Origin of the sequence: Planktothrix sp. PCC 11201 (genome assembly GCF_900009135.1) — a bacterium.
In the GTDB taxonomy this organism is placed as follows: domain Bacteria; phylum Cyanobacteriota; class Cyanobacteriia; order Cyanobacteriales; family Microcoleaceae; genus Planktothrix.
In genome coordinates this window covers 369,548-395,166 of record NZ_LT797711.1, presented here as the reverse complement: position 1 = coordinate 395,166, position 25,619 = coordinate 369,548, and the positions used below count along the sequence as shown (strand labels likewise).

At 39.5% G+C, this 25,619-nt stretch carries 20 protein-coding genes; 11 read left to right on the top strand and 9 right to left on the bottom strand.

The features are described 5' to 3' along the window. Positions 1-47: 47 nt before the first annotated feature. From PL11201_RS24050 to PL11201_RS24030, 5 genes are all read left to right on the top strand, one after another. Positions 48-365: a hypothetical protein gene (locus PL11201_RS24050; RefSeq protein ID WP_079681374.1), complete on the top strand. Its 318-nt coding sequence runs from the start codon at positions 48-50 to the stop codon at positions 363-365. A 242-nt stretch (positions 366-607) separates the two neighbouring features. After that, positions 608-2,041 carry a calcium-binding protein gene (locus tag PL11201_RS24045; protein WP_079681373.1) on the top strand — a complete coding sequence of 478 codons (1,434 nt, stop codon included), beginning with the start codon at positions 608-610 and terminating at the stop codon, positions 2,039-2,041. Between the two features lie 201 nt (positions 2,042-2,242). Continuing rightward, the gene (gene folK, locus PL11201_RS24040; protein WP_079681372.1) at positions 2,243-2,725 is read left to right on the top strand and encodes a 2-amino-4-hydroxy-6-hydroxymethyldihydropteridine diphosphokinase; all 483 of its coding nucleotides are present in this window, start codon (positions 2,243-2,245) and stop codon (positions 2,723-2,725) included. Between the two features lie 31 nt (positions 2,726-2,756). Next, positions 2,757-3,311 carry an NUDIX hydrolase gene (locus PL11201_RS24035; protein WP_079681371.1) on the top strand — a complete coding sequence of 185 codons (555 nt, stop codon included), beginning with the start codon at positions 2,757-2,759 and terminating at the stop codon, positions 3,309-3,311. Between the two features lie 283 nt (positions 3,312-3,594). Beyond that, positions 3,595-5,037: an FAD-binding domain-containing protein gene (locus PL11201_RS24030; protein WP_079681370.1), complete on the top strand. Its 1,443-nt coding sequence runs from the start codon at positions 3,595-3,597 to the stop codon at positions 5,035-5,037. Positions 5,038-5,081: 44 nt separating this feature from the next. Here the strand turns inward: PL11201_RS24030 and PL11201_RS24025 are convergent, their stop codons facing one another. Next, complete coding sequence (locus tag PL11201_RS24025) at positions 5,082-6,737, bottom strand: alpha-amylase family glycosyl hydrolase (RefSeq protein ID WP_079681369.1); 1,656 nt, start codon at positions 6,735-6,737, stop codon at positions 5,082-5,084. A gap of 192 nt (positions 6,738-6,929) precedes the next feature. Between PL11201_RS24025 and PL11201_RS24020 the strand changes: the two genes are divergently transcribed. Then, on the top strand, positions 6,930-8,006 hold the full coding sequence (locus PL11201_RS24020; RefSeq protein ID WP_079681368.1) for a DUF3616 domain-containing protein: 1,077 nt from the start codon (positions 6,930-6,932) through the stop codon (positions 8,004-8,006). A gap of 269 nt (positions 8,007-8,275) precedes the next feature. Here the strand turns inward: PL11201_RS24020 and PL11201_RS24015 are convergent, their stop codons facing one another. Beyond that, positions 8,276-9,223 carry an NAD(P)H-dependent glycerol-3-phosphate dehydrogenase gene (locus PL11201_RS24015; protein WP_079681367.1) on the bottom strand — a complete coding sequence of 316 codons (948 nt, stop codon included), beginning with the start codon at positions 9,221-9,223 and terminating at the stop codon, positions 8,276-8,278. A 36-nt stretch (positions 9,224-9,259) separates the two neighbouring features. Beyond that, positions 9,260-9,997, bottom strand: a complete 738-nt coding sequence (locus PL11201_RS24010; RefSeq protein WP_079681366.1) for an HAD-IIB family hydrolase — start codon at positions 9,995-9,997, stop codon at positions 9,260-9,262. A gap of 107 nt (positions 9,998-10,104) precedes the next feature. On the opposite strand from PL11201_RS24010, the gene PL11201_RS24005 reads away from it, so the two are divergent. Further along, positions 10,105-10,722: a LysE family translocator gene (locus PL11201_RS24005; RefSeq protein WP_079681365.1), complete on the top strand. Its 618-nt coding sequence runs from the start codon at positions 10,105-10,107 to the stop codon at positions 10,720-10,722. 22 nt (positions 10,723-10,744) lie between these two features. Here PL11201_RS24005 and PL11201_RS24000 read toward each other — a convergent pair whose 3' ends face one another. From PL11201_RS24000 to PL11201_RS23980, 5 genes are all read right to left on the bottom strand, one after another. After that, positions 10,745-11,098, bottom strand: a complete 354-nt coding sequence (locus tag PL11201_RS24000) for a slr1659 superfamily regulator (protein ID WP_079681617.1) — start codon at positions 11,096-11,098, stop codon at positions 10,745-10,747. A gap of 38 nt (positions 11,099-11,136) precedes the next feature. After that, positions 11,137-11,730, bottom strand: a complete 594-nt coding sequence (locus PL11201_RS23995) for a slr1658 family protein (RefSeq protein WP_079681364.1) — start codon at positions 11,728-11,730, stop codon at positions 11,137-11,139. 110 nt (positions 11,731-11,840) lie between these two features. Further along, the gene (locus PL11201_RS23990; protein ID WP_144017880.1) at positions 11,841-13,955 is read right to left on the bottom strand and encodes a SpoIIE family protein phosphatase; all 2,115 of its coding nucleotides are present in this window, start codon (positions 13,953-13,955) and stop codon (positions 11,841-11,843) included. A gap of 91 nt (positions 13,956-14,046) precedes the next feature. Then, the gene (locus PL11201_RS23985; protein WP_079681363.1) at positions 14,047-14,640 is read right to left on the bottom strand and encodes an REP-associated tyrosine transposase; all 594 of its coding nucleotides are present in this window, start codon (positions 14,638-14,640) and stop codon (positions 14,047-14,049) included. A gap of 142 nt (positions 14,641-14,782) precedes the next feature. After that, positions 14,783-16,918, bottom strand: a complete 2,136-nt coding sequence (locus tag PL11201_RS23980) for a SpoIIE family protein phosphatase (protein ID WP_079681362.1) — start codon at positions 16,916-16,918, stop codon at positions 14,783-14,785. Positions 16,919-17,018: 100 nt separating this feature from the next. On the opposite strand from PL11201_RS23980, the gene PL11201_RS23975 reads away from it, so the two are divergent. The 4 genes from PL11201_RS23975 (at position 17,019) to PL11201_RS23960 (ending at position 21,838) form a co-directional block, all read left to right on the top strand. Continuing rightward, positions 17,019-17,456, top strand: coding sequence for an RrF2 family transcriptional regulator (locus PL11201_RS23975; RefSeq protein ID WP_079681361.1), 438 nt, complete (start codon positions 17,019-17,021; stop codon positions 17,454-17,456). A gap of 59 nt (positions 17,457-17,515) precedes the next feature. Then, complete coding sequence (gene cysK, locus PL11201_RS23970; protein ID WP_079681360.1) at positions 17,516-18,451, top strand: cysteine synthase A; 936 nt, start codon at positions 17,516-17,518, stop codon at positions 18,449-18,451. 103 nt (positions 18,452-18,554) lie between these two features. After that, entirely contained in the window at positions 18,555-20,060 is a 1,506-nt protein-coding gene (locus tag PL11201_RS23965) for an RNA-guided endonuclease InsQ/TnpB family protein (RefSeq protein ID WP_079681615.1), read from the top strand. A gap of 110 nt (positions 20,061-20,170) precedes the next feature. Then, complete coding sequence (locus tag PL11201_RS23960; protein ID WP_079681359.1) at positions 20,171-21,838, top strand: efflux RND transporter periplasmic adaptor subunit; 1,668 nt, start codon at positions 20,171-20,173, stop codon at positions 21,836-21,838. A 3-nt stretch (positions 21,839-21,841) separates the two neighbouring features. Here PL11201_RS23960 and PL11201_RS23955 read toward each other — a convergent pair whose 3' ends face one another. Further along, complete coding sequence (locus PL11201_RS23955; protein WP_079681358.1) at positions 21,842-25,384, bottom strand: WD40 domain-containing protein; 3,543 nt, start codon at positions 25,382-25,384, stop codon at positions 21,842-21,844. Between the last annotated feature and the right edge of the window lie 235 nt (positions 25,385-25,619).

The following is a 25,619-nucleotide window of genomic DNA, read 5'->3' as shown; positions in this document are numbered from 1 at the left end:
TGATCAGTTCTTTTAGCATAAACCTGTAAAAAAAGGAATAAAAATTCATGGAATTTAACAAAAATACCCTGGCTCAAACAATGGCTTTTTTACTCTCAATTCCTCCTGAAAGTAATTTAGCTAAGTTATTAAAATTATGCTTGGTGACTCAATACAATGGGGAAAATTTAGGTCAAAATGCTTTAGAAAAAAGCTATGAATTAATTGGTAACCCAGGTGATTTACCCTATTGGATACAAGAAGTGATTCAAAGTAATGATAAAATTACACCGGAAGAATGGCAAGCTTTTGGACAAATGAATCTAACACAGACTCAAGATTTTATTAATACTTTATTGGAAGAATTAAATAATTTGAAATTGTAATATTACTACAATTGGATGATATTCAGAAAAGCATTTAGCTAAAATTAAACCAGCGATCGCCTCAACAAAATAAACCGAAAGTTTTTTAAAAAACTCGGTTTAAAAAAAGTTGCATAGATTGTTAAAAATACTGAAAAAATACGATAAAAACAAAAATTGATCAAAAAAAATTTTACAAGCTGTTCAAGTTATGAGATATATAAGGATTAAGCTAATCTTAACCGAGAACTGAGGTTAATTGTATGAATGAATTCCAAGCCCACCGTATTCGAGAAAATAATAGCACAAATATTGTATTTAATCTGTTAAACTCTAGTCCTTCCTTTTATAATCAACCTGAAGTTGCCATCAGCTTTAACCCAAAGGTCGAAATTCTCTCTCCCATTCCCCAAGGTAGGGACGTCACTGGTGATATTCTTGAACCTCCTACCCCTGTTATTCCTCAACCTCAGCCCCCCGTAACTCCCCCGATTCCTACCCTTCCCCCTTCACCTCCCCCCACACCCACGACACCACCAACTCCCACCCCGACAACTCCCACACCGACAACTCCCACACCGACAACTCCCACACCGACAACTCCCACACCGACAACTCCGACTCCCACGGGCCCCATAACACCAACAACCCCAACTCCAACAACCCCAACCCCGACAACTCCCACCCCGACCACTCCTACTCCCACCCCAATCACAACATCTTTAGTTCAGGGAAGTGAGGGAAATGATACCTTATTAGGAACCGAGAGACAGGATTTAGTCGCTGGTTTAGGGGGAGATGACCTGATTTCAGGATTTCAAGGAGATGACTCCCTGAATGGGAATGCGGGGAATGACATTCTCTATGGCGGTCAAAACAACGATACCCTGGTTGGAGAAGGGGGAAATGACCTGCTACAAGGAAATAAAGGGGATGATTTACTCAATGGAGGGGCGGATAACGATACCCTCTATGGGGGAATTAATAATGATACCCTCTTAGGTGAGGATGGTCGAGATCTGATTATCGGTGATAAAGGTGATGATAGCATTAATGGGGGACTGCGTAGCGATACCCTTTATGGCGGAGAAGATAATGACACCATACTCGGAGCAGAGGATGATGATTTTATCTATGGTGGTCAGGGGGAAGATTCCCTTGTCGGAGGTCTAGGGAATGACTTTCTGCGGGGGGATAAGCAAAATGATCAGGTCAATGGTGGTAAAGGTGATGATAGCCTTTATGGAGGTCAAGGGGATGATACCCTGATTGGCGGTGCTGGCAATGATTTCGTGAGTGGTGATAAAGGAAATGATGTTCTGATTGGTGTTGACCCCAATTCTCAACCGGCTGGATTTGTGGAAATTGATACTTTAAGCGGAGGAGTGGGTAATGATACCTTTGCTTTGGGAGATGGAACTCAAACCTATTATGTTAATGGGGCAGGAAGTATTATTGGACTTGTGGATTATGGCCTGATTCTTAATTTTATCCCCACCGAAGATGTGATTCTTTTAGGCCCTGGTAATTATTTAGCCGCCGCCGCCCCGGAAAATTTACCCCAGGGAACAGCGATCTATTTATTAACTGGAGAACAGACAGAATTGATTGCCATTCTTGATGGTATCACTGACTTTAAATTTGATGCCAATATTGGTCAACCAGGTAGTCCGATTCAATTTGCAGGAGGAAGTTAATCAGTTATCAAAAAAGGCGGGCAATGGGGAATAGGGAATGGGCAATGGATAAGAGTTTTCTTCCAACAAATAACCGGGTCTGTTTCTTCCCTATTGCAAGAGTGCCCATTCCCCTATCTGCATTATCAGTAATCAGTTTGTCAATGGTTAATTAATTCGTAATTCGTAATTCCCCATTCCCGATTTCCTATATCTAAAACCATGAAATCTAGGCTCGTTGCGATCGCATTGGGGAGTAATTTGGGAGACTCTAAAACAACAGTTAAAACCGCATTAGATCTCCTAAATCAGCATCCCCAGATCGAAGTAAAATCCTGTTCGAGTTGGTATCAAACTGCTCCTGTTGGCCCTCCACAGCCGGATTATATTAATGGTTGTGCTATTCTGGAAGTTCAACTACAACCGGAGCATCTATTAGAAATACTATTGGCTATTGAAAGCCAACTGGGACGAGTAAGACGAGAACCTTGGGGGCCAAGAACCCTTGACCTAGATTTACTTTTGTTTGATAATTTAATCAGGGAAACACCAACGTTACAAATTCCCCATCCTCGGATGAGAGAACGGGCGTTTGTATTAATTCCTCTGGCGGAAATCGCCCCGAATTGGGTTGATCCGGTGACACAAAAAACTGTCTTTCAACTTTTAGAAACCGTTGATTGTTCAGGGATTCAAAAACTTTAATTTTTTTAATCCTAATTACCCTTAAAATATTATGACCAAACCCGGATCGGAACCCCCAACTATTTTACAAAATCGTCTATTTTATCAAGGACGAAAGTTCAGTTTTGATGTCAATACTTTACGTCTTCCCAATGGAGTAGAAGGGGACTGGGAATGTATTCGTCATCCGGGCGGGGCGTTAGTGATTCCCGTGACTTCAGAGGGTGAATTAGTCTTAGTCAAACAATATCGGTTTGCAGTCGCAGGACGAACTTTAGAGTTTCCCGCCGGAACAATTGAACCTAATGAAGATCCCGCCGAAACTGTTAAGCGAGAAATCGAAGAAGAAACCGGATATCGCGCCCATCGCTGGCAAAAATTAGGGCAATTTATATTAGCCCCAGGTTATTGTGATGAAATTATTTATGCGTTTTTAGCCCAAGATTTAGAAAAATTAGAAACGCCCCCGCAACAGGATGAGGATGAAGATATTGATACGGTTTTAATGACTCCTAAAGAACTAGAACAAGCCATTTTAGATGGAGAACCAGTAGATGCTAAAACGATTTCTAGTTTTCTCTTAGCCAAACCCTATCTGCAATTTTAATCTGTAATTTCAAGAGAGGAAATTACAGAGGATCTAAAAATCCGTCTGATAATATTTGTAGGGGTTTGGTCTCCAAACCCTCTTATGAGTTGAGTTTTTTATACCAATAAAGGATCAGAATATAATAGGGCGAGATTCTTCTATGAGGGCGAGGAGACCTCGCCCCTACCCCCTACGGTTTTTGAATTATTGATACAACTGATTTGACTGGTTATATTGTGATAGAATAGACAGTAAAATTATTTTTTTGATAAACACAGTTTCTACAGCTAAATCCAATCCTATGTCTGAAGATTTAATTTTATTTTGGCATCGACGAGATCTAAGAATTGATGATAATTTAGGACTGTTCAATGCTTGTGAATGTAGTTCTAAAGTGGTCGGTTTGTTTTGCTTAGATCCCAATATTTTAAACCGAGATGATATTGCTCCAGTGCGAGTTCACTATATGATCGGTTGTTTGGAATCACTACAGAAACAATATCAAAAACTAGGCAGTCAATTATTAATATTAGAGGGAAAACCTCAAGAAATTATTCCTAAATTAGCCAGGGAATTAAAGGCGAAAGTGGTTTATTTTAATTTAGATATTGAACCCTTTGCTAGAGAACGCGATCGCCTCGTTTCAGAAGCATTAAATTCCATGGGAATTATCACAAAAACCACTTGGGATCAGTTATTCCATTCTCCTGATCAAATCTCAACCCAATCTCAAGAACCCTATAAAGTCTATACTCCCTTTTGGCGTAATTTTAATCTTAAACCCAAAGCTAAACCTAAACCTCCCCTCTCTCCCACCTTAATCGGTTTAACTGAATCTGAACAGAAATTAGCCGAAAAAATTGGAGTTATTCCCTTACCTTCAGCCCAAAAATTAGGCTTTATTTGGGAAAATTCCTTAATCTTAGAACCTGGGGAAATAGCCGCCCAAGAACGCCTAGAGGAATTTTGTGATCGCGCTTTATATGAATACGACGAACAGCGAAACTTTCCCGCAACTGATGGCACTTCTCAACTGAGTGCAGCCTTGAAATTTGGGGTAATTAGTATTAGAAAAGTCTGGGAAAAAACCCTCGAAGCCATGAAAACTTGCCGCAGCGATGAAGGAAGAAAGCAAATTCAATCTTGGCAACAAGAACTGGCTTGGCGGGAATTTTATCAACACGCTTTATATCATTTTCCCGAATTAGAATTAGGGGCATATCGAGAACCCTTTAAAACCTTTCCTTGGCAGAATAATGAACGACATTTTCAAGCCTGGTGTCAAGGAAAAACCGGTTATCCAATTGTTGATGCCGCCATGCGACAATTAAACGAAAGTGGCTGGATGCACAACCGATGTCGGATGATTGTGGCTAGTTTTTTAACCAAGGATTTAATTATTAATTGGCAATGGGGAGAAAAATACTTTATGCAAACCCTCATAGATGGCGATTTAGCCGCTAATAATGGGGGATGGCAATGGAGTGCATCCAGTGGTATGGATACTAAACCGTTAAGAATTTTTAACCCCGCCAGTCAAGCCCAAAAATTCGATTCAGAAGCCGAATATATTCGCCAATGGTTGCCAGAATTAAGAAGTTTAGATCCAGAATTATTAGTGACTGGAAAAATATCAACTCGCGATCGCAAATCCTGCGGTTATCCTGAACCTATTGTCGATCATAATCAACAGCAACGTCTGTTTAAACAACTCTATCAAGCCCAAAAAATTGAGCCGAGTTAGGCGCTATAGACTATTAATGGGTAAGAGAGGGTATGGGCAGATCATTACCCTTTCCAAACAAAAACTTTAGCTTCATATTCAGGTAAATCGATCAGAATATTATCATCTCCCGATTGAATATCATAATTACTTGTCCACTCATGCCAAGTCCCATTAGCTGGGAAGTGAGAAACTTGATAACCCGCAAAATAATTGTCAGAGAAATTCACAACCACCACAATCCGAGAACCTTGATCATTCCATCGGGTATAAGCTAAAACTTTATTATCAGGATCTTCATGGAAAAAATCAATATTGCCACTATATAAAGCATGATTAGTTTCCCGCAGAAAAATCAAGCCTTTATAATGTTGAAATAAACTCTGATTACTGTCGTTTTTCAAGAGTTTCCAATCCAGTTTCGCAGATTCAATGGTTTTGGGTTTATACTCTCCAAATTCTTCCCCCATCCAAATCATCGGAATACCTACGGCTGTAATTAATAATGCCACCCCTAATTTCACCCGTTTAAAGACTTCATCATCAAAAATTCCGCGATTTCCTAATTCCACAATTAAGCGATTATGATCATGATTACCCAAATAATTCACAATATTATTCGGCCCCATAAACCCTTGACGTTTACCATCTAAAATATCTTTGAGTTGTTCTAAATCAAAGGTATCGCCACATAAATGATCCGTGAGAATATGATAAAAACTATCATGCCAACAGCCATCCATCGGCCCATCACTGTTGGTAATACTGGGGCTTTCCGGCACATATTCAGCCACATTATAAAAGGGTTTTACCCCAGCTTCCTGTTTAGCTTCGTTCACCACCCAACTCATAAAATCATAGTTGCCAATTTGCTTGGCTGCATCATAACGAATCCCATCAATGTGATATTCTTTTACCCAAAATCTGATCGTGTCACCGATAAATTTGCGGGCTGGATAAGTGCCTAATTGTTCATCATACTGTTCATAATTAAATTCTGGCCCCCAGTTACATTCCGTATCTTGCTGGCTATGGTGATACCAATAATCATGATCAATTTGAGTTAAGGGACAGGCGGCTTCGGAATGGTTATAAACCCCATCAATTAATACTCGAATTCCTCGCCCGTGACATTCATCAATGAGTTTTTTTAATTGTTCGGTTGTGCCGTAACTGGACTCGGATGCGAAGAAATAGCGAGGATTATATCCCCAACTATGATCCCCTGGATGTTCTTTGACGGGCATTAATTCAATCGCATTTATCCCCAATTCACACAAATAATCTAACTTTTCCATAACGTGCTGATATTTACCCCTGGAATAGATGTCATCTTCTCCCCCCGAAAAATCCCCGACGTGCATTTCATAAATCACTAATTTATGATCCGGGGGTAAGGGTTTGTCATCATTTTTCCAAACATAAGTATCAACAATTTTTTCCCCGTCTTTAATCCTAATGATGCCGTTTTGAGTCTCATCATCAATATCAGTGGCGTAGGGGTCAACAACTTCTATCCACTCGTCAGGTTCTAAAAACCAACTTTTTGAACGGACTCGAAATTTGTATTGATAGATTTCATCTTCTAACTCAACTTGAGTCCGAAAATAACCCTCGTCATCCTTTTGCATCGGAATATCTTTCCATTTAGAAAAGTTTCCGATTAAAGTGGCTTCTTTGTTATAAGGAGCGAAAAGAGAAAATTCAATTAAATTAGACATTTTTTTATTGATAAAGTTATGTGTGTCCCTGATTGTATAGAAAAGCATTTCATAAATCATCTATCAAAAGAATGAGACATAATTTCTGAGTTATTCATATTTTGATATGAGTCTTCAAGCTCAACCCTAGTCAAGATTGATCTAATTGAGTAAACTAGAAATTAATCTAATAATTAATTCAGGGATAAACTAATGTCAGAAGGTTTTTTACTCAGTCGTCTACTTTTACGTTTTGATACAGCCCAGAATCTGCTATTAAATAACTTATCTGCGGTGGCGTTAACACCCGATGGGAATTTATGGTTAGGGGCAGATGAAGGCACAGGAATTGAGAGATTTTCTCTCCTTGAACCCTCGGTTTTTGGTCAGCATCAACATTTTGAATTAGGAAATTTTATTCCCTTAAAGAATCAAGGCGAAGAAATTGATATTGAAGGCTTAGATTATGATAATTCCTATCTTTGGTTGGTCGGTTCCCATAGTCTCAAACGCAAAAAACCAAATGGCAAAGATTCTGGTTTAGATATTGAGCGTTTGAGCCAAATTAAAGCAGAACAGAATCGTTATCTTTTAGCCCGTATCCCGATCAAAAATGGAGAGTTAGTTCAGTCTTTTTCATCTCCTGAGTTGGGCGGTCAAACCTTCAAAGCCGCTGTTCTGCAAACAACTGAAAATGGCAATCAACTGATGGAGGCTTTAAAAACCGATGAACATTTAGGTTTATTTATATCAACATCTCTCCCCTCCAAGGAAAATGGATTGGATATCGAAGGATTAGCGGTTGATAAAAACAAAATTTTCTTAGGACTACGGGGGCCTGTTTTACGCGGATTTGCGATTATTTTAGAATTAGAAGTTGAAGAAAAAAAACCTGGGGTTTTAACCCTCAAAGAAATCGGAGAAAAGGGAAAACTTTATCGAAAGCACTTTTTTGAATTAAAGGGTTTAGGAATTCGAGATTTATGTTTACAGGGGGAAAATTTAATTATTTTAGCTGGGCCGACCATGGATTTATCAGGAACCTCGAAAGTCTATCGTTGGAAAAATGCTTTGACTCAATCTGGTAATACGATTACTGATGTTAATTCTGATCAGTTAGAGATTTTATTCGATATCCCTGCTGATGTGGATGGGGATAAAGCAGAGGGATTAGAACTTTTTAATAGTTTAGGACAACCCGGTTTATTAGTGGTGTATGATTCACCCGATCCTAGGCGAATTTTATCTGAATGGGAAGTGTTTGCAGATATTTTCCATTTGTCCCACTAGACTCAGACAAAATAACCCCCCAAAAAATAATAGAGAGTCACAACCGATAACTCGATTGACTTGACTCTCCGTTTCCACCAGACTAACCAGAGGGAATAAAGGATTGCACCCAGTACGCTTATCAATATATGGGAATCTCCTCTAATCGTGCCTCTATCTATAGATAGAGATTAGCAGAAAAATCTTTAACAATCAAACGGTGTTGGGTTAAACCCGACTCTTGAGTGGAGTGTTGGGTCTGATACCCCATGGGTTTCTCCCCTGATCTTCTAACCATAGAATTCGGGTTTTAAATCCCTTTCCATTAAGGCTTCTACTGCTTTTTCTGGGGTGATTTGATGATTTAAAAGCTGATAAACCTGCCAGGAAATTGGTATAGGAATCCGTTCTCGGTGGGCAATTTCAATTAAAACATTAGTGGTATTTACGCCTTCGGCTGTACTACCTAATTCTGTTAATACTTGTTCTAAGGTTTTGCCTGCTGCTAATCCATAACCCACCCGATAATTACGGCTTAAAGCACTATTACAAGTGGTTAACATATCCCCTAAACCAGATAATCCAAAAAACGTTTCTGTTTTCCCCCCTAAATGGGTTCCAATTCTAATAATTTCGGTTAAGGCACGGGTTAATAATGCGGATTTAGCATTGGTTCCTAACTGTAACCCATCGCAAACCCCCGCCGCGATCGCAATTACATTTTTTAGGGTTCCTCCTAATTCTGTTCCCATCGGATCGGAACTGGTATAAACGCGAAATCGATTAGAAGCAAATACCCGTTGTACAATCTTTGCCGCCTCTAAATCTTCACTAGCTACCACCGTGGCGGCGGGTAAACCCTGTTCAATTTCTGCGGATAAATTCGGCCCGGATAAAACCACAATTGGATGGTCAGAAAACCCCATTCCCCAAAGTTGGGAAGGAGTACGGGTACTATGGGGATCTAAACCTTTAGTGGCGGTGACAATTGGGATTTTATCGGGTAATTTTAGGGTTTGCAGTTGCTCAATAGTGGCGGCAACTCCTGTCATCGAAATCGCAGAAACTAAAACATCGATGGAGTTGATACTTTCGGCTAAGGAATTGCCCAAATGCCGTGACCATATCTGGACAGTATGACCATTATAATGGGCTAATTTGGCTAGGGCAGAACCCCAAGCTCCCGCACCTAAAATGGCTAAGGTTAAGGGGTGATCGGACACAGGAACGTGAACCATAATGGTAGAATCTTAAATTATAATCTCAATCGGAGCTTAGAAGGTTTTATCATAATATTTAATTCCGTCCCAAATTCCAGTAACTCCCGGAAACTGACTATAATAAACATTTTTTAATGATTTAATTTTTTCAAATAATTTTAATTCTGAGTTGGCAACTGCGATACTTTTAAGTCCGGTTTCAAATAAAGATAAATCATTTAAGGAATCCCCGGATGTAATCACTTGATGGGGAGATATTGTTAGAAAATCCATTAATTTGAGCAAGGTTGAACCTTTAGCAACACCTTTAGGTAAAATATCCAAATATTTATCGGCAGAGGTAATACAATCAAATCCGGCATCTTGAATTTTTTTAACAATTCGATCTTGATTTTGATCGGGTTTATAATAATAGGAAACTCGATATTCAGGCGATAGGGGTTGTAAGGTTAATCCCGGTTCATCGACTAATATTTTGGTAGCAAATTCGCTGGAATTTCCCCAAATATCAGCAATCCAATTTTGCACTTGAGCCACGGGTTTTAAGGTTTTTCCCTCATAAACGGTTGTTCCTACGTCTCCAATAATATAATCCGGTCGGGGAATGATGAGGTTTTTTTCTTCATATAAACGCAGGGTCAATTCTAAACTACGACCTGTGACAAAAATTAATAATAGGCGATCGCGTTTTGACTGCAAATAGTTATAAAATTCCTGTTTTTCCTGTGGAGAACCCCCTAAAAATGTCCCATCTAAATCCGTTGCTAAAACCAAAGTATTATTAGTGATCATGGTTGCGTTTTGAGTTATTATTATTCTGCCTATTGATCATCATAAGACAAACAGACACACAGTAGTAAGCCCTTTAGGGCTATCTAAGTTTTTTGTTTAAATTGATTATGGATATCAGTTTTTTAGCTAAAGGTTTAATCATTGGTTTTTCCATTGCCGCCCCCGTTGGGCCAATCGGGATTTTGTGTATTCGTCGTTGTTTGTCTCAAGGGTATTGGGCCGGATTTTTCACCGGGCTAGGAGCTGCTACTGCTGATGCCTTATATGGCTTTATTGCTGGATTTGGATTGACCATCATTTCTAATTATTTGGTGAGTCAAGAAATGGGATTAAAACTAATGGGCGGATTATTTTTATGTTATTTAGGATTTAAAATAGCCTCAGAAAAACCCACACAAGCAGTGGCAAACCCATCGAAAAAAATGATCAGTGCTTATGCTTCAACCTTTTTTCTAACGATTACTAATCCCATTACTATTTTATCATTTATTGCTATTTTTGCTGGATTGGGTTTAGGCATAAAAAACAATTATTGGGATGCGGGAACCCTGGTTTTAGGAGTCTTTTTAGGATCGGCATTATGGTGGTTTATCTTAGTCAGTGGGGTTAGTTTATTTCAGGATAGAATTAACACTCATACTTTACAATGGATTAACCGGATTTCAGGAGTTATAATTATTGGGTTTGGTTTAGCTGCATTATTCAGTTTGATGACAGAAGGTTAAATGATACAGGCATAATAAAAAACTATTCAACTTTTAACTCTAAACTAGGCAAAAACTTCTTTAAATTCTGTAAAGATTTATCTTGCCAAGCTACTTCTTTAGATCCTAAAATAATTAATTGAATATTGGGTTTTTTGCGTAATCCCATAACAAACTTTGACAATAAACTAATCCCAGAACTATTGAGAAATAATAGACTTCTCAAATTCAGCGTCATGATTGTGGGTTCCGTGGCGGTTACTTCTTCGAGTAAGTCTTTAATCGGTTTATATTCAATTGGCCCCCCTAAACTGAGTTCTCCTTGAAAACAAATGGTTACGGATTCAGGATCGTATTGAACGATATGGTCTTCACCTTTAATTTCCTGGATTACCATTTTTTCTACCTCTATCTGATTCTGCAAATACATTAATTCTACACGGTTACTTGAGCCATTGTGGTCACTAAAACCAGAGTCACTTGATTGGAGATCGATTCAAATTTCCAACCCAGTTGCGCTTGATAATCATTAATCATCGTCAGTAAACCCAAACCGGAAGCGTTATCACTGTCATCTTCTACACTCCGTTCAACTTGATGAAAATACAATTCATTTGGATCTTGATGCAATAATTCTTGAATAAAATCCTGAAACTTTTTTGCTCCTTCTAAGCTAATTGAATTCGTGGCAAAAATAGCGGCGGTGACCGTCTGTTCATCTTCAATAAAGTGAATGCCAAATCTGATTTTAGATTTCACACTTTCATCATTAAATTTCATGGCATTTTCTAATAACTCATTGGCGACATAACTCACCGCTCCTTTTCCCTGTTGAATCCGTTTTTCCCTGGTAGGATTATCGGCATCCAAGGGTAAAAAGGATGAGAAGTAATCGGCGACAAAATGGGCCGATAATCGATTATTGCGCCAGCGCTGTTTAATCGGTCGGGATGTGGGAGTAAAGGTCAACTCTAAGGAATCATGATCGGGAGGAAATTGGTGCAAAAATTCTCCGAAAATTTGGATCATAACGATTTAACCTTTAGTAGAACAAATCAGATTATGAAATAACACCTTCTCTAGTCTAGCATGATTTTGCTTGATAAAAACTAAAATTTGTGTTATCTTAATAATGTCCGTTAGCGTTGCTTTAAAATCAGTAGGGTAATATCATCAAGCTGTTTTTGTTCTCCCATAAATAGTTTAACATCCGCAATCACATCCTGCTTAACTTTCTCCGCCGAATTATCCCAACTTTTACCGACAACTGCACACAGTCTTTCCAAACCATATTGAGCTTTTTTGATATTTCTAGCTTCGGTGATGCCATCGGTATAAAGAACAATAATATCTCCGACTTTTAATTCAACCATAACTTGACCAATAAATTCCGAAATATCCTCATCTAAACCGATGGGTAAACCTAAATCTGCGGTATTAATTCGTTCAACCTTTCCTCCATGACGCACCACTAATATTTCCTCATGCTGACCACTAATACTCAGATGACCATTTTTATAATTTAAAATTGATAAAGTTAAATTTTTATCAGAATTCATGCGTTGAACATTGCGATAAATTGCTCGGTTCAAAATATTTAAAAACTTTACTGGGTCACGTTCTTGAATTTCCTTAAGCACTCGAACTGCCGCCTGGGTCATTACCATTAAAATTCCGCTTTCTAATCCATGACCCGTAACATCTCCAATCCCAATAGTAACTACATCATTCATATATAAAACATCATAATAATCTCCTCCCACTTCATAGGCAGGTTCCATGTAAACCGCAATTTCTAATCCTTCAATTAAAGCTAATTCCTCAGCCTTGGGTAGAATTAACTGTTGCATTCTTTTGAGTAAATCTAGTTCGCCACTCATCCGATAGTTGTCCGCTTTTAACCGTTGATTCAAGACTAAAATCTGAGCATGGGCAGAGGCTAATTCCGCCGTTCTTTCTATAACTTTTTGTTCTAAATTTTCAAAGGAATCTTGAAGTTGATCCGCCATTTTATTAAAAGAATTAGCCAGTTCTCTCAGTTCAATAATTCGTTTAACTTTAACGACTTGATTTAAGTCCCCAGTTGTGATTTTTTGAGAAGCTCGATTTAATCTCAAAATCGGTTCAGTAATCCAATGGGCAATTAAAATTCCCATCCCGGTTGCGATCGCTAATGCTACTAAACATAATAGAATAGTTCTGCGGGTATTCCTATCAATTTCTTTCATAAAATCTGACTCAGGAACGGCAACCACAATCAACCAATTTAAGCCAAATTGATCTTGCCAAGGATGCACCCGAACAAAAATATTTTCCCCATTTAATTGAAAATTGATACTCTGTTTTGTTTGAATTTTACTCAGATCGCTAAATCGGTTTAGGAGATATTGACTCGATGCTTTAATTAAGGGATCACGGCTCTGAAAAGCACTCAACCGTTTAGATTCTCCGTTGACTTCTAAATAGGGTTTTTCATCACTGGAACTCGCAACAATTAAACCATTGCGTTCTACAATAAAAATTTTACTCGAAGGAGTCACTTCTAACTGTTTTAAGAAATTACTAATTTGGGTCAAAATCAGATCAATTCCGATCACTCCGACTAAGTTTTTTTGTTGATCATAAATAGGAGAACTAGAAGCAATAGAAATCACTTCCGGGCGATCACCCCACTGATAAATTTTGCTCCAAATTGGTTTTCCCGCAGCGACTGCATCACTATACCATTTATCTTCTTTGTAAAGATATTCCTCCCTGATAATCCGGGTTGTCGGATCACCTTGATCATTTAATAAATAACGGTTATAATAAAAATTATCCGTTGGTTTCATTAATTCTACATAGAGGGTTCCATCATCTTCTCGACCGACTCCAAGAAACAGATTATCTACAGTACCTAAGTTAAAATAACCCAGGGAAGGATAGACTTTCATCTGCTTCCAAAAATGGCGTCGAATACTGTCCAAATCCTGTAAATTCAAGACTCCTAAATTGAGCAAATTAACATTAACTTCATTCACCTGAATGGGCAATGCTAAATAATGATCTAACTTTTGACTAATGCGATAGCTAACCTCATTTTGGAGTTGATTCGCTAAATCATTAACCGCCTGTTGTCCATTTTGAAATGATAACCAACCGACTAATCCAACGGCGATAAAAATTTGGAAAACAAAGGGAAAAATCAGCAGATTTCTCAGAGAAACTTTTTTTAACAATGGTTTAACCCAAGGATAGAGAAATTGATTGGACATAGGCTTTATTTGCAAAGGGGAATAAATCATCCATTGTTGTTGCGCCGTTGTTGCGCCGTTGTTGCGCTTTAGCGCACTCTTAAACAGGTTTTTAACAAATATCCCATTTTTGACCATAATCTCGCACAGGATATTCAACCCAACAATTTCTTAACCAGTCTCTCCCTTTTTCTTCTAAATATCTATGAACACTACTATTTTCCCAATAATAAGGGGAATCTGTAAAGCCATGTTTAACCGGGTTATAATGAATATAATTGATCACTTGATAATAGTGTTGGTTATTTCTAATAGCGCGATCGCTATAACAACACCACAATTTACCTTTGACCTGATCTTCTAAATTCCATTGATGGGCCGTTCTCCCATGAATTAATCTTAACTGTTTACCTAACCATTGAAAATCAACAGTTGATGTTAAAATATGATAATGATTGGGCAAAATTACCCAAGCTATAATTTCAATTTCTTCCTGAATTAATACTTCTGATAACTCCTGAAAAAGTGGTTGACGACGGGCGACCGTATGCAAACGATGTTGATGTTCATAGCAAGCGGCTGTTAACAGATAAAAAGGTTGATTTTCAATTAAATGGGGGGGACTATGACGTGGATATCCCTTTTGTAAGCGTTCTTCTATTAATTTTTGCCGTTGTTCAGGGTTGAGTTTACGATACTCGTACATTTTTTTCTGTGATTATCTATAGTAAAATTGTTGTTAGGCTTTAACCCCCAAAATTCAGTGCTTCACAACAATAGTTGGGTCATTCTATTATAAACTATGTTGTAAGAGTGCGCTGAAGCGCAACAACGGCGCAACAACGGGGTTATTTCTTTTTGATGACTAATAAAGTAATATCATCCAATTGCTTTTGTTTACCCATAAATGATTTTACATCCTCAATCACAGCATTTTTAATTGCTTCTGCTTTCTGATGCCAATTTTTACTAATAATAATACAAAGTTTTTCCAATTCATAGAATTTTTTCTGGCTATTTTGGGCTTCAGTAATACCATCGGTATATAAAACCACTCCATCTCCAGAATTTAAGGTAATTAAAGTATGACTGATAAATTCAGTTATATCTTCATCTAAACCAATGGGAAAACCTAAATCCATTGTATCAATTCGTTCAATATTTCCTCCTTGACGCACGATCAATATTTCCTCATGTTGTCCACTAATACTTAATAAACCTTCGGCATAATTTAAAATCGCTAAGGTTAAATTTTTATCAGAATTCATTCGTTGAATATTATAATAAATCATGCGGTTTAAAGTATTCAAGAATTTGACGGGATTGTGTTCTTCTACTTCCTTTAATGTCCGAACTGCGGCTTGAATCATCACCATTAAAATTCCGCTTTCTAGTCCGTGACCCGTAACATCTCCAATGCCAATGGTAACAATTCCATGGGTGGCTAAAATATCATAATAATCGCCCCCAACTTCATCGGCAGGTTCCATATATCCCACAATATCTAAGTCTTGAATTTCCTCTAATTCCTGGGGTTTGGGAAGAATTAATTGCTGCATTTCTCGTAAAACATCGAGTTCTGCACCCATGCGTAAATTTTCAGCTTTAAGTCGAGTATTTAAGGTACTAATTTCTTGATTAGCTTCCGCCAATTGTCCGGTACGTTCTTTGACTTTTTCCTCTAAGGTATCAAAAGACTCTTTTAATTGTTCCGCCATCCCATTAAAAGAATTTGCCAAAGTTTCAAGCTCTTGAATGCCCCTGACTTTCACGAGTTGATTTAATTCTCCTTTTGCCAATTTATGGGAAGCTTCATTCAGTCTAAAAATGGGTTTTGTAATCCAACGGGCGGTTAAAATTCCTATTCCCGTAGCCCATCCCAAGGCAATTAAACACAACCCAATAGTAATTTGAGTATTGCGTTGAATTTCTGTCATAAAATCCGATTCGGGGACAACAACCACAACTAACCAATCGAGTCCTTTTTGATCTTGAATCGGTAAAATTTGAGCATAATACCATTCCCCATTCTGTTGAAATTTGACTTGTTCACTATTTTGAATCGCCACAAAACTACCAAACCTTTGCAGAAAGGCATTGGCAGTATTCCGAATAGTAATATCTTCGGTTTTATTTGCGGGAAAACGCTCGATTTTTGCATCTTCGCCTTTCCCTCGAATTTTAAAGGGTTTTTCAATCTTAGAACTAACAACTAAATCTCCCGAACGTTCAATAATAAAACTCTGTCCATGGGGACTAATATAGAGTGCTTTTAAAAATTCTGTAATTCTTAATAAGGTAATATTAACACATAAAACTCCTTGCAAGTTTTGGTCATATTCAAACATAGGTAAAACTGCTGATATTCCTAATGCTGTATCGGTATTTTTACGAGAAAAGAAGGGATAAATTGAACTCCAAGTTGGTTTTTTAGCTTGTTTTGCGACTTGATACCAAGGTCGTTTTCGGGGATCATATTCGGCTTGTTTTAAAAATTCAGCTATATTTCCCTGGTCATCTAAACGGTAAATCTCCCGCATGGGTTCAGTCTCAAGGGTGCGAATTTTTAGTTGGATTTTACCCGTTTCTAAATGTTCAACTCCAATAAATTCTCCCTGTTCGTTTCCGTAAAAAATATAACTTTCTAAATCTCCCTCTAACACGACATTCCAGAAATACCGTTTTAGCCCTTCAAAATCATTCAAATCTAAATTTCCCGCTTTAACATTATCTTCTGTAACTCGCAGAATTTGAAAAGATTTATTAAAATATCCTAGGACATGATTTTCAATCCGCACACTAACACTTTGAATTAGCTGCTGGGCTAAATTTTCCACCGCTTGTTGACCATTTCTAAAGGAAAAATAACCAACTAATCCTACGGCGACTGTAATCTGCAAAATAAACGGAAATACCAAAGCTGTTTTTAATCGGATTTTGCCAGCAGGCTGAAACCGAAAGGGAGTTTTGCTAGAAAAATTCATAGACCTATTTTGTATCGGGTATAACGTCGCCAAACCAACAAATTCCGAGGGGAGAACCGGAGTATACTAGAACAGTGAAACATTTTTGAATGATTTCTGCGTGGAACTCTCTTGTAAAAGTCAGTATGCCCTTCTCGCCCTGATGGAGTTGGCAACTCACTATGATAACCCTGAACCTAGGCAAGTGCGGCAAATTTCAGCCCAGCATAACATTCCCGATCGCTATCTGGAACAATTGCTGGCGACCTTGCGGCGCAGTGGTATTGTTCGCAGTCAACGAGGCTCTAAAGGTGGATATTATCTGGGGAAGGAACCCGGGAAAATTACTCTGTTTGATGTGGTGAACTGCTTAGAAGGATCAGATCCTGAAGCGTCTCCTCAGAATTCCTGCCCTCATACCGTTGAAGGTACAGTGATCTGGGAATTTTGGCAAGAAGCAGAGCAAATGGCGAATTCTGTATTACAAAAATACAGCTTGAAAGACCTTTGTGAACAAAGGGATGCCCGACAGCAGAAGGATATCATGTACTACATCTGAAGGCTTAGGGATGAGTTCCTCAAACAATTTGTATCAATGTTCTTTATCTTCGAGTCAATATGCGTATCGCCCATAACATTACGGAATTAGTCGGTCACACTCCCCTAGTCCAACTCAACCGGATTCCCAAGGCGGAAGGGTGTGTGGCTCAAATTGTGGTCAAATTAGAAGGCATGAACCCCGCGGCTTCGGTGAAGGATCGGATTGGGGTAAATATGATTAATGTCGCCGAAAAAGAAGGACTGATCACCCCTGGTAAGACCGTATTAGTTGAACCAACATCGGGTAATACGGGAATTGCCTTGGCCATGGTGGCCGCCGCTAGGGGCTATCGTTTAATTTTAACCATGCCCGAAACCATGAGTTCAGAACGGCGGGCGATGTTAAAGGCCTATGGAGCCGAACTGGAACTTACCCCGGGAATTGAAGGGATGAGTGGCTGTATCCGCCGGGCACAGGAAATTGTCGATACCCTGCCCGATGCCTATATGTTGCAACAATTTCAGAATCCGGCTAACCCCCAAATTCACCGCAAAACCACCGCCGAGGAAATCTGGGCCGATACCGATGGCTCTGTAGATATTTTAATCTCCGGGGTGGGAACCGGAGGCACCTTAACCGGGGTGGCGGAAGTCCTGAAACAACGCAAACCGGATTTTCAGGCGATCGCAGTCGAACCCGCCAATAGTCCGATTTTATCAGGGGGTAAACCGGGCCCCCATAAAATTCAAGGGATTGGAGCCGGGTTCATTCCTCCGGTTTTGAATGTAGATATCATTGATGAAGTGATTCAAGTTACTGATGAAAATGCCATGATTTTCGGCCGTCGGATTGCCCGGGAAGAAGGGATTTTATCAGGAATTTCCACCGGGGCGGCCTTATATGCGGCGATTCAAGTGGGTAAACGTCCTGAAAATCAAGGCAAACTAATTGTTTTGATTCAACCGAGTTTTGGGGAACGTTATTTGAGTACACCCTTATTCCAAGAGGGTTGACGGTTAACCGTAAAGAAATGTCAGCACCCCGCACTGAAGTGACGGGGCTTCGTGCCTCTAACTTCAGTTAGTTACGATAAGATAAATTTAGGAGGTGATCAAATTGATTTTGAGTTACAAGTACAAGTTACGCCATAACAATCAACAGTCCCAAAAATTGTCGGGATGGCTTGATCTGCTGAGGGCGACTTATAACTGGTGTTTGCGCGACCGGATTGACGGATGGCATCAGCAATTTATTTGCGGTGATTACTGTGATTTAAAAACTCAAATTGAAATCACACCTTTAACTTGCAGTTTAGTAAAGGGGACGCAATTAGCTAATCCCTGGAAAGATGGTGGTGGTAAAGCCAAGAAAGAAGGGGAAAAAGATAAATCTCCTAAACGCACAGCAGTTTTAATGCAAGACGCAAATTTGCAAGAATTAAAAGATGCTAGACCTTGGTACAAAGAAATTGATATTGGGGTTTTGCAGTTAATTCCAGCCAGGGTTAACGAATCTTTTAATAAGTTTTTTAAGGGTGCTGGGTTTCCCAGGTTTAAACGCCGTCACGATTTTAAATCCTTTAGTTACAAACCAGGAAGAATCAAAATTAAAGGTAATAAAATTTATTTACCTAAAATCGGATGGATGCGTTTTTATAACTCCCGTCCTATTGCCAATGGATTTGAAATTAAGACGGTTACAGTTAGACAGAAAGCCGATAGTTGGTACGTTTCAGTTAGGATTGAAAACCAGACAGTGCCAGATTTTCCCGTCATCCCAGACAGTGAAATTAAAACCATTATCGGCGGCGATATGGGATTAGGAAAATTGGTTTATTTATCAGATGGTAGTGCGATTGAAAACCCCCGTTTTGCTACTAATAAAAAAACTAAGCGTTTAATGAAAATTAGACAAAGGCGGGTTAGTCGTAAACAAAAGGGAAGCAAAAATCGTAGTAAAGCTCAACTTAGGGTAAGTAAATTACATAACAGAATTCAACAGCGACGAGAATCTTATCAATGGGACGTGGCTAATCGAATTGTCAGAAAAGCTGATGCTGTTGCTGTTGAAGATTTGCAAGTTAAAAACATGATGAAACGGTGCAAACCTGTTAAGTCTGAATCTGGTAGATTTTTGTCTAACGGTCAATCAGCTAAACGGGGATTGAATCGTTCTATTGCTGATGCAGGTTGGTATAATTTAACTCAAAAACTTGAATATTTGGCTGTGAAGTCAGGCAAGAAATTGTATAAAGTTAATCCCAAATATACCAGTCAAACTTGTAGTAAATGTAAGCACGTCGATAAAAATAGTCGCCATGGTGAAAAGTTTATTTGTACTAATTGCGGACATATTGATGATGCTAATTTACAAGCGGCCAGGAATGTAAAAACTCAGGCAATAGAAACCTACGGGTTAAATATTGTCAAAATGATTAAATCGAAAAAGGTACGGCGGGACTCGTCGAAACCAGTACAAACGACTCCTTTTTATGTCGGAATGTATGAACGCTCGTCAGATAATACGCTGCCCCAAAAAGCCTGCACTGAGCCAGGTCGAGGTGGCAAACGGCGTGTGGGCGAGAACCCAGAGTATAAGCAATTGTCTCTCTGGGATATTTAGGGCGAAATTCCTAAAGAATCCCATCCCCTTCAGGGGTGGGAGTGTCAAAGAATCACGTCCCGAACTTCAGGGCTGATTCTGTTCCCCATCAACCCATACCCGCATCTGTTATGTTAACTGGCCCAAAAGAGGAAACTGCTCAACGCAATGGGGAAGTCAAACATCCCGTTCAGTTCTCGGAAGTTCCCCGAAGGCGATGGAAACCTTGGATGGTTGCAATTTTGGTTACGGGACTCCTAACCCTGACCGCTACCTTTTATTTAGCCCGCAGTCGTACCCAAAACAAACCAGACCCGATCGCTGCCCTCACAGTTCCGGTGGAAGCCAAGGATTTGACGGTGAAAATTACCGCCAGTGGAGTAATTCAGCCCGTGCGCCGGGTTAACCTCAGCCCCAAAACCCAAGGGCGGTTAGCACAATTGTATGTGGAACAGGGGGATATTGTCCAAGCTGGTGATATTGTGGCGCGGATGGAAAGTGGGGAAATTGAGGCTCAACTGTTGCAAGCTCAAGCCCGTTTAGATCGGGTTAAAGCTAATTTAGACAAGCTGCAAACCGGAACCCGGCCGGAGGAAATTGATCAAGCTCAAGCTCGTTTAAATCAGGTGAAAGCCAATTTAGCCCAACTGCGATCGGGGAGTCGTCCCGAAGAAATAGCTCAAGCGAATGCTCGATTAAAAGAATCGGAATCTCGGTTAAAAGATGCTAAATCAGGAAGTTTAAATGATGAAATTGCTCAAGCCAGAGCGAGAATTGATGCCAACAAAGCCGAATTACAATTAGCGACGGAACGGGTACAACGCTATCAAAATTTGAAAGGCGAAGGGGCAATTTCTCAGGATCGATTAGATGAATATTTGCGCGATCAACGACGGTTAGAAGCCTTACAAGATGAAGCGGAACAACGCTTAGAACAATTACAACAAGTTCAGCGATCGCAAATTCAACAACGACAAGCCAATGTCGAACAGGAACGTCAAGCCTTAAATCAACTCAAAAATGGCACTCGTTCAGAAGAAATTGCTCGTTCAGAAGCGGAAGTTGCGGAAGCCGAAAGTAAATTAAATCAGTTAAAAAATGGCACTCGTTCAGAAGAAATTACCGCGGCAAAAGCGGAAGTTGCTGAAGCCGAAGGACAGGTAAAATTCTATCAAGTGCAACTCGAAGATACCAAAGTTCGCGCTCCCTTTTCAGGAATTATTACCCAACGTTATGCCGTGGAAGGCGCCTTTGTAACTCCAGCGACTTCGGCTTCCGATGCCACTTCTGCCACTTCCACATCAATTGTAGCCTTAGCCAAAGATTTAGAAGTTTTAGCGAAAATTCCCGAGGCGGATATTTCTCAAATTAAACCCAATCAACCCGTGGAAATTATTGCCGACTCCTATCCCGATCAGGTGTTTGAAGGTCGAGTTAATATTATTGCACCCGAAGCGGTAAAAGAACGGGATGTAACGTTATTTCAAGCTCGAATTATCATCGAAACCGGAAAAGATCAACTTCAGTCAGGAATGAATGTGGATTTACGTTTTCTTGGGGAGAAACTCAAACAGGCGTTAGTGGTTCCCACCGTGGCCATTGTTACCAATAAAGGTCAAGCGGGGGTTTTACTTCCTGATGCCAATAATAAACCCCAATTCCACCCGGTTACCGTGGGTTCCCAAATCGGGAATCAAATTCAGGTTTTAAAAGGTTTACAAACCGGAGATCGGGTGTTTATTGAGTTACCCAAAGGACAAAAATTAGACGCTATTTTTAAGGAGAAAATAGATAAATAATCCCTAGGGGCGGGATGGACATAACATTCTATCCTCGGAACTCAATTGTGTATTGTTTTTTAAATAATCCTTTATCCAGTTACAAGCATAGGCGAATTCATTCAAGTTTAAAACTTGATCTAAATCCCATAACAGCACCGTTTTATCTTCACTCACGGAAGCCAGAGTTTGACCATCGGGACTAAATTTAACATTATAAACTTCACCATTATGACCATTCAAACTTTTAATTAAAGTACCATCGAGTTTCCAAAGTTTAATCGTTTTATCTTGACTGACTGATGCTAATAATTTTTGGTCAGGACTGAAGGCGACGGCCATCACGTTGGCGGTGTGTCCCTTGAGGGTATTTTCATAAATAAAAGATTTAATCCTAGGACTCCAACGCCATAATTTTATGGTTTCGTCTCGACTGGCGGAAGCCAAAATCTGTCCATCGGGACTCAAAGCCAGTCCCCAAATCCCATCTTGATGACCAGTTAAGGTTTGTAACAGTTGACCGTTGAATTTCCAGAGTTTAATTGTATTATCATCGGAACTTGAAGCAACCCATTTACCCTCTGACTGAATGACAATGCTCCAAACCTGACCTCGATGACCGCTAAAGGTATAGCGAAGTTTGCCATCGATGCCCCAAATTCTAGCGGTTTTATCCCAACTTCCAGAAACAATTGATTGATTGTCGGGAGTAAACTTTACGCCCCAAACCCCCCAAATATGTCCCAATAGGGTTTTATCGGGCTGGGGGGCAAACAGTCCCTGAGCAGTTTTTTTCCACAGTTTAATCGTGCCATCATCGGAGGTTGAAGCTAACCAATGACCATCGGAACTAAATTCTACCTGATTCACCCGCAACTCATGTCCAGTTAGAGTTTGTAATAATCGCCCTTTCTTTGTCCAGAGTTTAATGGTTTTATCCAGGGAAGATGAAGCAATAGTTTGACCATCGGGACTAAAGGCAATGCCCCAAACCGTATCTTGATGTCCTATCAAGGGCATCACCAAAGAATATCCGGTTTTCGCGAGTTTAACGCTTTTATCCCAACTGGCGGAAGCAATGGTTTGACCATCGGGACTGAAGGCAACATCACTCACTTCTGCCTGATGTTGCCATAATGTTTTATAGGGGTTATACGAGGAAGTTGTGGGATCTTTACGCCAGATTTGGATTTGTTGATTACGAATTGCCGCTGCTAATAATTTGCCCTCTTGACTAAAGGTCACACCCCAGACTTCATCCTCAAAGGGGCCGAAGGTATGGATTAACTCCCCCTCCCAACTCCACAATTTAACCGTTTTATCTCGACTGGCGGAGGCTAGGGTTTGACCATCGGGACTCCAAGCCACCGACATAATTTCAGCCCGATGTCCGGTGAGGGTTTTCAATAGTGTGCCATCGGATGTCCAAATTTTAACCGTATTATCGGCACTTCCCGAGGCAAATTCCTGACCATTGGGACTAAAGACAACGGTTTTAATTTTATTGGTATGGGCGGCGATGGTTTTTAAGAGTTTCCCCTCTGTTGTCCATAATTTCAGGGTTTGATCAAAACTCGCAGAAATCAGTTTATCCTCAGTCGGACTGAAACTTACCGCCACGACCCCATCCCGATGTCCGGTCAGGGTTCTTAAGTAGGTACCATTGGTGTTCCAGAGTTTAATAGTTTTGTCGTAACTAGCTGAGGCGAGAAGGGGTTGACGGGGACTGAAGGCGACACCGACAATTCCATCCTGGTGTCTGGCCAGGGTTTTCCAAAGTGTGCCATCTGGTTTCCACAGTTTAATGGTTTTATCCTGACTCCCAGAGGCAATTAAATCTCCTTTGGGGCTAAATTTTACCGTATGAATAATACTGGTGTGCCCCAACAGTTGATTATATTCTTGAATCCCATAAACAGCTTTTTGTAAGGTCAATTTTACATTCTGGCGAATTTTTGTATCCACATCCGATAGGGTTTGCAATTGTCGATAGGATTTCATGGATTGAATTAAGGCTTCAAATCTTTGATTTAGGGCAAATAAGGATTCAGCAGATTGATTAAGAGCCTTAACTTCGTTGGTTTTTGACTGGTGTTCATTCACCCTAGCTTGATGATATTGAAACCAACTAATTCCACCTAATACTATTGCAATTACTAAGGCACTACTAACCGATATAAGTAAAAACCTTTGCAATTTTGCTGTTCGTTTTTCTTGGGTAAGTCGGGCTTCTACTTCCCGCATTCTGGCAGTTTCTAATGCTTGTTGAACTTCTTGCCGATCTAATTCTTCACTTTTAGCCAAAAATTGATAATCTAAATCACTAATACTGCGACCACTTGACCAGTTTTGGGCTTCCTTTAATGCCTGTCCTCGTAATAGTCGAGAACTATCTTTTTGTTGAGATTCTACCCAGGCATCAAAGGCTTGAGAATAGGGCCGCAGGTTACTCAATTGTTGGTTAACCCAATCTAAATCAAAGACTTCTTGATAAATTCGATTTTTCACCCGCAGAAACCCGGTCTGTTTAATGACTAAACCGGATAATATGAGTTCTGATTGTTCGTTACTATCATCGGTTAAAACTTCTAATTTTTGCAAAATATCTTGATAGATTCCCAGAATTCTGCCAATGTGATCGGGGTTATTTTTAATGCGGTTACGGATAGTTCTTAAATGTTCTGGTTCATCTTGGGATTCCCATTTATAAATAATATGCGATCGCACTAAGGATTCTACCCAAAATCCTTCGGTTCCGGGGGGAATAGTTAATATTTCATGAATTGTTTCTTTCGTGGAATTGATCACTAATTGACATAATTTTTGCGTTAAAAAAGGTTGTCCCCCTGTCCAAGCAATAATTTCTCCCATGATGGCTTTAGGATTAGTAATTTTTGCTTCTAATCCTTCAATTAAAGGTTGAACTTCATTCAGGGTAAATCCTGATAATTCAATGGCTTTTCCGATATTAAAGGGGGTGCGAGTGCGATCGGAAATTAAAGCTGAAGGTGTGGCAACTCCAAATAAGGCAAAGCTAATGCGGTTATATTCAGGATTAATTGCCCGTTGATTATAGCAAAACCGAACCAAGGCAAAAAAATCATCTACTTTAAAATTTAAACTTAAAATACTATCAATTTCATCAACAAATATAATTAATTTTTGATCGGGAAACTCCACCAATAAAATATCTTCTATAAAATTACTCAGACGTTGAATCACAGAAACATCTTCTTCATCTTTCCACCAATTTTTTAAATTAAATTTACCTAAAAGATTAAATCCGCGCCATAACTCAGTAACTATTCCTTTATACCATTGTTGTTCCGTCACCATTTCGCTACCAATGCGAGTCATATCCAAAGTCGCACATTGAAACCCTTCTTGTTGTAAACGATAACGAGTTTTAACCAGTAGGGAAGATTTTCCCATTTGCCGAGAATTTAAAACATAACAAAAATGCCCCTGTTGCAACTTCTCATACAAATCAGAATCCGCCTTTCTCACCACATAAGTCAGAGCGTCTTGAGCTAAACTTCCCCCAATTTGATAGACAGAATCAATCATGTAGTTTTACAAGTTTTACAAGTATTCGGCGAATATAATTCGCTACTACACAAACGAAGTCCGCCTTCGCGGACTAATGGTTTTGTCTGTGAAAATTCAGGTTTTTAACCCACGAAGCTGGGTTTTGTCTGTGTAGCTGCGATTTCCAATCGCCGGGGATATTCTATTCCTATTCTATTCCTATTCCCCATTCCCTGCCTTCTATATACTGAAAAAAGATTTGGTCAACTCCGTA

Excerpts from the sequence above, each read along its gene's own strand:
- PL11201_RS24045 (WP_079681373.1), top strand. The coding sequence starts at position 608 with ATGAATGAATTCCAAGCCCACCGTATTCGAGAAAATAATAGCACAAAT.
- PL11201_RS24005 (WP_079681365.1), top strand. The coding sequence starts at position 10,105 with ATGGATATCAGTTTTTTAGCTAAAGGTTTAATCATTGGTTTTTCCATT.
- cysK (WP_079681360.1), top strand. The coding sequence starts at position 17,516 with ATGCGTATCGCCCATAACATTACGGAATTAGTCGGTCACACTCCCCTA.
- PL11201_RS24020 (WP_079681368.1), top strand. The coding sequence starts at position 6,930 with ATGTCAGAAGGTTTTTTACTCAGTCGTCTACTTTTACGTTTTGATACA.
- PL11201_RS24030 (WP_079681370.1), top strand. The coding sequence starts at position 3,595 with ATGTCTGAAGATTTAATTTTATTTTGGCATCGACGAGATCTAAGAATT.
- PL11201_RS24000 (WP_079681617.1), bottom strand. The coding sequence starts at position 11,098 with ATGGTAATCCAGGAAATTAAAGGTGAAGACCATATCGTTCAATACGAT.
- PL11201_RS23990 (WP_144017880.1), bottom strand. The coding sequence starts at position 13,955 with ATGTCCAATCAATTTCTCTATCCTTGGGTTAAACCATTGTTAAAAAAA.
- PL11201_RS23980 (WP_079681362.1), bottom strand. The coding sequence starts at position 16,918 with ATGAATTTTTCTAGCAAAACTCCCTTTCGGTTTCAGCCTGCTGGCAAA.
- folK (WP_079681372.1), top strand. The coding sequence starts at position 2,243 with ATGAAATCTAGGCTCGTTGCGATCGCATTGGGGAGTAATTTGGGAGAC.
- PL11201_RS23985 (WP_079681363.1), bottom strand. The coding sequence starts at position 14,640 with ATGTACGAGTATCGTAAACTCAACCCTGAACAACGGCAAAAATTAATA.
- PL11201_RS24015 (WP_079681367.1), bottom strand. The coding sequence starts at position 9,223 with ATGGTTCACGTTCCTGTGTCCGATCACCCCTTAACCTTAGCCATTTTA.
- PL11201_RS23955 (WP_079681358.1), bottom strand. The coding sequence starts at position 25,384 with ATGATTGATTCTGTCTATCAAATTGGGGGAAGTTTAGCTCAAGACGCT.
- PL11201_RS24025 (WP_079681369.1), bottom strand. The coding sequence starts at position 6,737 with ATGTCTAATTTAATTGAATTTTCTCTTTTCGCTCCTTATAACAAAGAA.
- PL11201_RS24050 (WP_079681374.1), top strand. The coding sequence starts at position 48 with ATGGAATTTAACAAAAATACCCTGGCTCAAACAATGGCTTTTTTACTC.
- PL11201_RS23995 (WP_079681364.1), bottom strand. The coding sequence starts at position 11,730 with ATGATCCAAATTTTCGGAGAATTTTTGCACCAATTTCCTCCCGATCAT.
- PL11201_RS23960 (WP_079681359.1), top strand. The coding sequence starts at position 20,171 with ATGTTAACTGGCCCAAAAGAGGAAACTGCTCAACGCAATGGGGAAGTC.
- PL11201_RS24035 (WP_079681371.1), top strand. The coding sequence starts at position 2,757 with ATGACCAAACCCGGATCGGAACCCCCAACTATTTTACAAAATCGTCTA.
- PL11201_RS24010 (WP_079681366.1), bottom strand. The coding sequence starts at position 9,997 with ATGATCACTAATAATACTTTGGTTTTAGCAACGGATTTAGATGGGACA.